At 68.7% G+C, this 9,671-nt stretch carries 10 protein-coding genes and 1 riboswitch; of the genes, 6 read left to right on the top strand and 4 right to left on the bottom strand.

Going from position 1 to position 9,671, the window contains the following annotated elements:
- Position 1: 1 nt before the first annotated feature.
- The 3 genes from rnhA to ispH all read right to left on the bottom strand — a co-directional run bounded on the left by rnhA (position 2) and on the right by ispH (position 2,531).
- A complete protein-coding gene (gene rnhA, locus DVW87_RS09960; RefSeq protein WP_114687623.1) occupies positions 2-463 on the bottom strand; it encodes a ribonuclease HI in 462 nt (153 codons plus the stop codon).
- Entirely contained in the window at positions 460-1,419 is a 960-nt protein-coding gene (gene thrB, locus DVW87_RS09955) for a homoserine kinase (protein ID WP_114687622.1), read from the bottom strand. Before thrB ends, rnhA begins: the two co-directional genes overlap by 4 nt.
- 155 nt (positions 1,420-1,574) lie before the next feature.
- A complete protein-coding gene (ispH, locus tag DVW87_RS09950) occupies positions 1,575-2,531 on the bottom strand; it encodes a 4-hydroxy-3-methylbut-2-enyl diphosphate reductase (protein ID WP_114687621.1) in 957 nt (318 codons plus the stop codon).
- Positions 2,532-2,653: 122 nt separating this feature from the next.
- On the opposite strand from ispH, the gene DVW87_RS09945 reads away from it, so the two are divergent.
- From DVW87_RS09945 to DVW87_RS09920, 6 genes are all read left to right on the top strand, one after another.
- Positions 2,654-3,289, top strand: coding sequence for a hypothetical protein (locus DVW87_RS09945; protein ID WP_239017848.1), 636 nt, complete (start codon positions 2,654-2,656; stop codon positions 3,287-3,289).
- A 65-nt stretch (positions 3,290-3,354) separates the two neighbouring features.
- Positions 3,355-3,445: riboswitch (glycine riboswitch) on the top strand.
- 158 nt (positions 3,446-3,603) lie between these two features.
- Positions 3,604-4,752: a glycine cleavage system aminomethyltransferase GcvT gene (gene gcvT, locus DVW87_RS09940; protein WP_114687620.1), complete on the top strand. Its 1,149-nt coding sequence runs from the start codon at positions 3,604-3,606 to the stop codon at positions 4,750-4,752.
- Position 4,753: 1 nt separating this feature from the next.
- Positions 4,754-5,125, top strand: coding sequence for a glycine cleavage system protein GcvH (gene gcvH, locus DVW87_RS09935; RefSeq protein ID WP_114687619.1), 372 nt, complete (start codon positions 4,754-4,756; stop codon positions 5,123-5,125).
- Positions 5,126-5,249: 124 nt separating this feature from the next.
- The gene (gene gcvPA / locus DVW87_RS09930; RefSeq protein ID WP_114687618.1) at positions 5,250-6,608 is read left to right on the top strand and encodes an aminomethyl-transferring glycine dehydrogenase subunit GcvPA; all 1,359 of its coding nucleotides are present in this window, start codon (positions 5,250-5,252) and stop codon (positions 6,606-6,608) included.
- Positions 6,605-8,194 (top strand): aminomethyl-transferring glycine dehydrogenase subunit GcvPB, encoded by a 1,590-nt coding sequence (gcvPB, locus tag DVW87_RS09925; RefSeq protein ID WP_181814789.1) that lies wholly within the window; start codon positions 6,605-6,607, stop codon positions 8,192-8,194. The genes gcvPA and gcvPB overlap by 4 nt, the downstream gene beginning before the upstream one ends.
- Positions 8,195-8,251: 57 nt before the next feature.
- Positions 8,252-8,770, top strand: coding sequence for a CcdC protein domain-containing protein (locus DVW87_RS09920; protein WP_114687617.1), 519 nt, complete (start codon positions 8,252-8,254; stop codon positions 8,768-8,770).
- Here DVW87_RS09920 and DVW87_RS09915 read toward each other — a convergent pair.
- Complete coding sequence (locus DVW87_RS09915) at positions 8,748-9,656, bottom strand: DMT family transporter (RefSeq protein WP_114687616.1); 909 nt, start codon at positions 9,654-9,656, stop codon at positions 8,748-8,750. The two genes, DVW87_RS09920 and DVW87_RS09915, sit on opposite strands and share 23 nt — an antisense overlap.
- Positions 9,657-9,671 lie beyond the last annotated feature (15 nt).

Raw genomic sequence — 9,671 nt, 5'->3', positions numbered from 1 at the left:
GTCAGCACCCGGCGATCGCCATGGCGGCGTCGCTGGCGAGCTTGTCGGCGCGCTCGTTGTCCGGATGGCCGGCATGGCCCTTCACCCACTTCCATTCGACCCGGTGGGGCTTGGCGGCGGCAAGGAGCTGCTGCCACAATTCGGCATTCTTTACCGGCTTCTTGTCCGCGGTCCGCCAGCCGTTCTTCAACCAGCCGTGGATCCACTTGGTCAGGCCGTCCATCACGTAGCGGCTGTCGGTGGACAGGGTGACGCGGCAGGGGCGCTTGAGAGCGCTGAGCCCCTGGATTGCCGCCATCAGCTCCATGCGGTTGTTGGTGGTGTTCGCCTCCCCGCCGGACAGCTCCTTTTCGGTTCCGCCCATGCGCAGCAGAACGCCCCAGCCGCCGCGCCCGGGATTACCCTTGCATGCGCCGTCGGTGGCGATCTCGACATGGGGCAGTTCGGTAGCGGAAAGGGTCACAGCTTCACTCGGGTCAGAAGTCGGGGATCGTAGTGCGCGAGGCGGCGCATATAGGCGAGCGGGTCCTTGCGGGTCACCAGCGCATCGGCGGGGGTGTTGAGCCAGTCCCAGGCGCGCGACAGGGCAAAACGGATGCAGGCGCCGACCGCCAGATCGTTGAAGGCCAGGCGTTCGTCGTCGTTCAGCGGAAAGTGTCGGCCATAACCTTCGATCAGCGCGTCTCCGATCGCCGCGTCGAACGTGCGGCCCTGCGCATCGAAGCACCAGGCGGTGTGCATGATGGCGAGGTCGTACAGCCGCAGGTCGGTGCAGGCGAAGTAGAAGTCGATCAGGCCGGTGATCTCATTGCCGAGCATCAGCACGTTGTCGGGGAACAGATCGGCGTGGATCAGCGAGCGGTCGAGCCCCGCGGGCCAGGCGACCGACAGCTTGGCGACGGCATCCGCCAGATCGTCGTGCAGGCCGGGGGCGATCTCATCGAGGCGGCGCCCGCAGCGCTCCAGCAAGGGCTGCCAGGTGTGGGAGCCCATCGTGTTCGGCCGCGTGAGCGGGAAGTCGGCGGCGGCGGCATGCAGACGGCCGAGCGCATCGCCGGCCGCGCGGGCCTGGGTGGGCGTGGGACTGGAGAGGGACACGCCGGGCAGGAACTGGATGAGGCAGGCGGGCCGCCCCTCCAGCGTCTGGATGGCGGCGCCCTGCCGGTCCTTGATGGCGGGCGGCACCGGCAGTCCCTTGGCCGCGAGATGATCGAGCAGCGCGAGGAAGAAGGGCAGGTCGCCCCCGTCCACCCGCTTCTCGTACAGGGTCAGGATGAAGCGGCCCGCCGTGGTGTCGACCAGATAGTTGCTGTTCTCCACCCCCTCCGCGATGCCCTTTGCGGAGACGAGCGCGCCGACGTCGTAGCGCGCGAGAAGGGCGGAAAGGGCTTCGGCGGAGACGTGGGTGTAGACGGCCATGTGGTCAAATCCGTGCAGCGCTTCCTCCGTCCGTACGGCCGGAGGAGCGGCTGAGCGAGAGCGAACGTCTCGAAGGATGATGTGGTTCGAGACGAGCCTTCGCATGCGCTCAGTCTCTCTTCACCACGATCGGTTCTGGTGACGGGAGAGGGCGCCTACGCTGCCGCTTCCAGCTCGCGGGGGAGCTTGAAGGCGATCGTCTCGCGCGTCGTTTCCTCTTCGCGCTCGGTCACGTCGTAGCGCTCGGCAAGCTTGGCGACCACTTCGCGCACCAGTATTTCCGGGGCGGAGGCGCCGGCGGTGATCCCCAGCGTGCCGACGCCGTGCAGCCATTCCCAATCGATCTCGTCGGCACGGCCGATCAGGCGGGCGGGGACGCCCTGTCGCTCGGCTACCTCGGCCAGGCGCACGGAGTTGGAGGAATTGGGTGCGCCGATCACCAGCACGGCATCGCACGACGATGCGATCGCCTTTACCGCCGCCTGCCGGTTCGACGTGGCATAGCATATGTCCTCTCCACGCGGCGCCTGCATGGTGGGGAAGCGCACCTGCAGCGCTTCCACGATCTGTGCGGTGTCGTCCACCGACAGGGTCGTCTGCGTGAGAAAGGCGAGGTTGTCGGGATCGGGCACCGAAAGCAGCGCCACATCCTCCAGCGTCTCCACCAGCGACATCGCGCCGAGCGGCACCTGCCCGAAGGTGCCGATCACTTCCGGATGGCCGGCATGGCCGATGAAGACGATGTGGCGACCGGAGGCGACCAGCCGCTCGGCCTGGCGATGCACCTTGGACACGAGCGGGCAGGTGGCATCGAGATAGGAAAGGCCGCGATCCTGCGCCGCGGCCGGCACCGATTTCGGCACGCCATGGGCGGAGAAGACGACCGGCACCCCGTCCGGCACCTGGTCCAGCTCTTCCACAAACACCGCGCCCTTGGCCTTCAGATCGTCCACCACGAACTTGTTGTGGACGATCTCGTGCCGGACATAGACGGGCGCGCCATGCTTCTCGATCGCCAGCTCGACAATGCGGATGGCGCGATCTACCCCGGCGCAGAAGCCGCGCGGAGCGGCGATCAGGAGCTCAAGCGCAGGCTTTTCGGAAAGGCTCATGGCCACGGGCTCTACGCGATTGCTTGCGTGCGCGAAAGGCGGTTCCTATGCTGCGCCCGTGTTCCGGGGCCGAGGCGTATCCAGCGCGGCGGCCCCTTGTTGTGAAAAAGGTGCGCCGTTCCGTGAAGAGCCGTTCCATCGCCGCCTCCGCCGTTCTTCTCGCGCTGGCGGGATGCGCCAACAAGGGCGAACTGATCGAGGGCGGCATCACGTCCGTGCGCACCGGCTGCCCGACGGTCGGCGTGCCTGCCGGCACGGGTGACATCACGCTGTTCGATCCGCCGGCCAGCACTGCGGCAAGCGCGATCGACGTCACGGGGGCGATGACGGACGTGCGCTCCACCTGCACCGAAACGGGCGAGGATATCGTCACCCAGGTGACCTTCTCGGTGAACGCCCGTCGCACCCGCACCGATGCGCCGCGCGACGTGCAGCTGCCGTATTTCCTCTCGGTGGTGCAGGGCGGCAGCGCGGTGGTGGCCAAGCGCGTGGGGCAGGTGAACCTGCATTTCGACGCCGGCCAGGCCCGCGCCTCGGCGACGGGCAGCGCCAGCGGCACGGTGAACCGCGCCGCCGCCACCCTGCCGGCGGACGTGCGCGAGCGGCTGACGCGCCGTCGCAAGGCGGGCGAGGAGGATGCCGCGGTGGATCCGCTGACGGTGCCGGAAGTGCGGGCCGCGGTGCAGCGCGCCACGTTCGAGGCGCTGGTCGGCTTTCAGCTGACCGGCGACCAGCTGCGCTACAACGCCACACGCTAATTCGCGGCGTTGACGACGCGCTTCGGCTCGGCCAGAGGAGCCGGGTCGAATCCGGGCAGCCGGATAGGCGACGCGCGGGAGAGTTCTCGGGGAACCGGGACGCCGAAGGAGCAACCGCCCCGGAATCTCTCAGGCACAAAGGACCGCGCGGAGCCACGACACTCTGGAAAGCGCCGACGCGGCAACGCGCCGGCCACCGAAGGGGTAACCCGCGGATGCGCGGGGAAAGCTCTCAGGTTCCGTGACAGAGGGGGCGACGAAAGGCGCGCAAGCGCGTTGTTCGTCGTTGATCCTCGTGTCTGAAGGCCTGTTTCATGAGCAACGCCAGCTCCATCGACCATGCGGACGCCTATGTGGAGGTCGAGCCCGGCACGCTGCCGCTCGACGCCTGGCACCGCGCCCGCGGCGGCCGGATGGTCGAGTTCGCCGGCTATTGGATGCCCGTCCAGTACGAGGGGATCATGGCCGAGCATCTGTGGGTGCGCGGGAATGCCGGGCTGTTCGACGTCAGCCATATGGGGCAGCTGCACCTGTCGGGCGAGGGCCTGGATGCGGCCCTGGAGCGGCTGATTCCGGCCGATGTCGCCGGCATCAAGCCGCATCATCAGAAATATTCGCTGCTCCTGAACGAGGAGGGCGGCATCCTCGACGACCTGATGCTCACGCGGTGGGACGACGGCCTGTACATGGTGGTCAACGGCGCGACCAAATATGACGACATGGCGCATCTGCTGGACGGCCTGCCCGATGACGTGACGCTGAACCACATGGACGAGCAGGCGCTGCTGGCATTGCAGGGCCCAAAGGCGGTGGACGCGCTCGCCCGGCTGGTGCCGGGGGTCGAGGAGCTCGTGTTCCTGACCGGCGCACGCTTCGAGTGGCAGGGCGCGAGCCTGTGGATCAGCCGTTCGGGCTATACCGGCGAGGACGGTTTCGAGATTTCGGTTCCGGCCGACCATGCCGAGGCGCTGGCCGAGGCGCTCTGCGCGCAGGGCGAAGTGAAGCCGATCGGTCTCGGCGCACGCGATTCGCTGCGGCTGGAGGCGGACCTGCCGCTCTACGGGCATGACCTCGATCCCGAGACCACGCCGATCATGGCGGCGCTGAACTTCGCCGTGGCCAGCAAGCGCCGGCGCGAGGAAGCGAACTTCCCCGGTGCCGCCCGCATCCTCGCCGAGCGCGAGAACGGTTCGGCGCTGAAGCGGGTCGGCCTGGTGCTCGACGGCCGCCAGCCGGTGCGCGAGGGCGCAACGGTGATGGACGACCGCGGCGCCGCGATCGGGCGCGTGACCTCCGGCGGCTTCGCGCCCAGCATCGGCAAGCCCATCGCCATGGCCTATGTGCCCGCCGCACTGTCGGCAGTGGGCACCCGCGTCGAGCTGGCCCAGCGCGGCAAGGTGCACACCGGCACCGTCACCGCCATGCCCTTCGTTCCCCACCGCTACCATCGTGGAGTTAAATGAGATGAGCCGTTACTTCACCGAGGATCATGAGTGGATCGACGTCGATGGCGACATCGGCACGGTCGGCATCTCCGAATATGCGCAAAGCCAGCTGGGCGACATCGTGTTCGTCGACGTGCCGGAGGACGGCAAGGAGCTGACCAAGGGCGACGAAGCCGCCGTGGTCGAGAGCGTCAAGGCGGCGTCCGACGTCTATGCGCCGGCTTCCGGCACCGTGCTGGAGGGCAATCCGGCGCTGTCGGACACGCCGGAACTCGTGAACGAAGACCCGGAAGGCGACGGCTGGTTCTTCAAGATCACACTGTCCGATCCGAGCGAGCTGGAAGAGCTGATGGACGAAAGCGCGTACGCGACCTTCGTGTCCAAGCTCTGATCCTTTCTCCCCTCCCTTCATGGGAGGGGCTGGGGGTGGGTCGGCCGGTTGGCTGGCGTGACCCTTCCCTCGCGGGCCGACCCACCCCCGACCCCTCCCGTTCAGGGAGGGGGGAGAAACCTGAATGCGCTACCTGCCCCTGACCCCCTCCGACCGCGATGCGATGCTGGCGACGATCGGCGTCGCCTCGATCGACGAGCTGTTCGTCGACGTGCCCGAGGCGGCGCGGCTCTCCGGCCCGATCGCCGGCCTGCCCGATCACGCCAGCGAGATCGCGGTGGAGCGGCACATGACCGCGCTCGCCCGCAAGAACATCGCGGCGGGGGACGGGCCGTTCTTTCTCGGCTGCGGCGCGTATCGGCACCATGTGCCGGCTTCCGTGGATCACCTGATCCAGCGCGGCGAGTATCTGACGGCCTATACGCCGTATCAGCCGGAGATCGCGCAAGGCACGTTGCAGATGCTGTTCGAGTTCCAGACGCAGGTTGCGCGCCTGCTCGGGACCGATGTGGCCAATGCTTCCATGTACGATGGCTCAACCGCCTGCTGGGAAGCGATCGGCATGGCGCGCCGTATCACGCGCCGAGGCAAGGCGATCCTCTCCTCCGGCCTTCACCCGCATTATGTGTCGGTCGCCAGGACGATGGCGAAGTACACCGGCGACGTGCTGGAAACCGGCACGCCCGAACTGGTGCCCGACACCGATTATCACGCGCTGGCAGAGGCGATCGACGCCGACACGTCCTGCGTGGTGGTGCAGTATCCGGACATTCTCGGCCGCATCGGCGACCTGAAGCCGCTGGCGGAGGCGTGCCACGCGAAGAAGGCGCTGCTGATCGTGGTGGTCACGGAGCCGGTGGCGCTGGGCGCGCTGAAGTCGCCCGGTGAGATGGATGCGGACATCGTGGTGGGCGAGGGCCAGTCGCTGGGCGTCGGCCTGCAGTTCGGCGGACCGTATGTCGGCCTGTTCGGGTGCAAGGAGAAATATGTTCGCCAGATGCCCGGACGGCTGTGCGGCGAAACGGTGGATGCCGATGGCCGCCGCGGGTTCGTGCTGACCCTTTCGACCCGCGAGCAGCATATCCGCCGCGAAAAGGCGACCAGCAATATCTGCACGAATTCAGGGCTTTGTGCGCTGGCCTTCTCCATCCACATGACATTGCTGGGCGAGAAGGGCCTGCGCGATCTGGCGCGGGTCAACCATGGCGCGGCGGCCGCGGCGGCGGAGCGGTTGCAGATGGTGCCGGGCGTGACGCTGGTGAATACCAGCTTCTTCAACGAGTTCACGCTGGAGCTGAGCCAGGAAGCACGGCCGGTCGTGCGCCAGCTGGCGGAGAACGGGATCCTGGCGGGCGTGTCGCTCGGCCGGCTCTATCCGGGCGAGGGGAGCCTCGCCAACGGGCTGGTGGTTGCGGTGACCGAGACGACCACCGCAGGGGACGTGGACGCGCTGGCGGGCGCGCTCGAGGAGGTGCTGAAGTGACGATCAACCAGAGCGGCTGGCGCCCGACGATGACCGAAAAGGGCGGCGAGAGCGCTGCCTCCACCTTCACCGGCAACAAGGCATTGATGCTGGAAGAGGCGCTGATCTTCGAGATCGGGTCCACCGAGACGACCGGCGTGGATTTCACCGGCACGCCTGCCGAGAGCGATGCGGCGATGCCGGCCAAGGCCTATCTGGCCGGGCTGGAGCGGGAGGCCCCGATCGGCCTGCCGGGCCTGTCCGAACCCGAGGCGGTGCGCCACTACACGCGGCTCAGCCGGCAGAACTACGCCATCGACCTTGGCCTGTTCCCGCTCGGCAGCTGCACCATGAAGCATAATCCGCGTCTGAACGAGAAGATGGCGCGGCTGCCCGGTTTCGCGGACGTCCACCCGCTCCAGCCGGTCGACACGGTGCAGGGCGCGCTGGAGGTGATCCATCAGCTTGCGCACTGGCTGGTGACGCTGACCGGCATGCATTCGGTGGCGATGAGCCCCAAGGCGGGCGCGCATGGCGAGCTGTGCGGCATTCTGGCGATCAAGGCGGCGCTGGCCGCGCGGGGCGAGGATCGGCGCGTGATCCTGGTGCCCGAGAGCGCGCACGGCACCAATCCCGCCACGGCAGCCTTTGCCGGCTTCGCGGTGGAGGATATTCCGGCAACGGCAGACGGCCGCGTGGACACGGCGGCGCTGAAGGCGCGGCTGGGGCCGGACGTGGCCGGGGTGATGATCACCAATCCGAACACCTGCGGATTGTTCGAGCGCGACCTCAAGGAGATTTCCGACGCGGTGCACGCGGCGGGCGGGTACGTCTATTGTGACGGCGCGAACTTCAACGCGATCGTCGGACGGGTGCGGCCGGGCGACCTCGGCGTGGACGCCATGCACATCAACCTGCACAAGACCTTCTCCACCCCGCACGGCGGTGGCGGACCGGGCTCCGGACCGGTGGTGCTGTCGGAGGCGCTGACCCCCTATGCGCCGCTGCCCTTCGTGGAGCAGCGCGACGGCCGGTTCGAGCTGGTGGAAGAGGAAACGGCAGGCGAGCATCATGCCGCCAGTTTCGGCCGCATGGTCGCGTTCCACGGCCAGATGGGCATGTTCACCCGCGCGCTCACCTATATCCTCAGCCACGGCGCGGACGGCCTGCGGCAGGTGGCCGAGGATGCGGTGCTGAACGCCAATTATGTCCTGCGCTCGCTGGAGGACGTGCTGGATGCACCGTTCGGCGGGGCGGGGCCGTGCATGCACGAGGCGCTGTTCTCCGACGCGAACCTTGCCGAGGGCTTCTCCACGCTGGACGTTGCCAAGGGGCTGATCGACGAGGGCTATCACCCGATGACGGTGTACTTCCCGCTGGTGGTGCACGGCGCGATGCTGGTGGAGCCGACGGAAACCGAGAGCAAGGCGGCGCTGGACCAGTTCGTCGGCGCGCTGCGTTCGGTGGCGGAGCGGGCGAAGGCGGGTGATCCCGCGCTCAAGACCGCCCCGCATTTCGCCCCGCGCAGCCGGCTGGACGAGACGCAGGCGGCGCGCAAGCCGGTGCTGGTGTGGAAGGATGCGGAGCCCGCCCTGGCGGCGGAATAAGCCTGGCGGACAGGTGCGCCAGGCTGCTAGCACACCCCTTGGGAGCAAGGGGGAAGCATGCAGGCGCACCATGTCCAGCCGGGGGGCTGGCTGCAGTTCGTGATCCCGCTGGCGATCGCCGGCGTCGTGCTGGCGCTGCGCGCGCGGCGGATGACGCGGGTGAGGGCGCTGCACCCCGGCCGGCTGTGGATGGTGCCGGCGCTCTACGCCGCGCTGGTGGCGGCGCTGCTGGTGCAGCATCCGCCCGCGCCGCTGGGATGGCTCGCTTGCGCGGCAGGGCTGGCGGCGGGCTGCGCACTGGGGTGGCAGCGCGGCAAGACGATGCGCATCCATCTCGATCCGGCAACGGGCGGCTTGCATCAGCAGGGATCGCTGGTGGCGATCCTGTTCCTCGTCGTGCTGATCGCGGTGAAGCAGGGTGCAGCGGCGGGCGGCGCGGCGCTGCACCTCGATGTCGGACTGATGACGGATGTGCTCGCCTGCCTTGCGCTCGGCATGTTCAGTGTGATGCGGGTGGAGATGTTCCTGCGCGCGCGGCGCCTGCTGGCGGGCTTCAGTCCTCCGGCATCGCCGTGACGGCGTTCTCGCGGTGGCGCACCCGCTCGCGCCAGACGATCACCAGCCCGCTGGCGGCGATGATCGGCGCGCCGACCCAGGTCGCCGGCGTCGGCAGCGCGCCGTACAGCCACCAGCCGAACAGGGTCGCCCAGAGCAGGCTGGAATAGTCCATCGGCATGACCACGGCGACGGGCGCGAGGCGCAGCGCGCCGGTGAGGCACAGCTGCGCGGCACCGCCCGCCACGCCGAGCAGCACGAGCAAACCATAGGTGGCCGCGTCATGCCGCTCGACCACGAATGGCAAGGCCAGCCCGAGCGGCACCAGCGAGGTGAGGGTGAACCAGAACACGATGGTGCCCGCGCGCTCCGTTTTCGATAGGTCGCGGATCAGGATGGTGACGGTGGCCGTGAGCACCGCCCCGGTCAGCGCCACCGCCGCGCCGAACGCGGAAACGTGATGCCCGCCGGGCTGGAGCGCGATCGCGACGCCGGCAAAGCCGATCCCCACCGCTGCCCAGCGCCAGGGGCCGGTCGGCTCCTTCAGGACCAGCGCCGACAGCACCACGGCGAAGATCGGCACGGTGAAGCCGAAGGTGGACGCCTCGGCCAGCGGCAGCAGCAGCACCGCGCCGAAATTGGCCGCCATGCCGGTGAGGCCGACGACCATGCGCCGGGCATGCGCGATCGGACGCGCAGTCCTGAGGCTGGCGAGGCCGGCGGTGGGCAGAACGCTGGCGAGCACCACCGGCACCGCCAGCGCCTGTCGCCAGAACAGGATCTCGAGGAGGTGCGCGCCCCGCGCCTCGGCGATCTTTGCGGAGGCGAGCATGACGGCGAGCAGGAACACGGACGCGAGGCGCAGGGCGATGCCGGCGAGCGGGCGGTCGGTGCGGGGTGGCGGCATGGGGAGGCTGGTAGC

The organism is Sphingomonas aracearum (assembly GCF_003345355.1).
GTDB lineage: Bacteria > Pseudomonadota > Alphaproteobacteria > Sphingomonadales > Sphingomonadaceae > Sphingomonas > Sphingomonas aracearum.
Note: the sequence above shows the minus strand (reverse complement) of the source record. Positions and strands in the feature narration are given on the sequence as shown.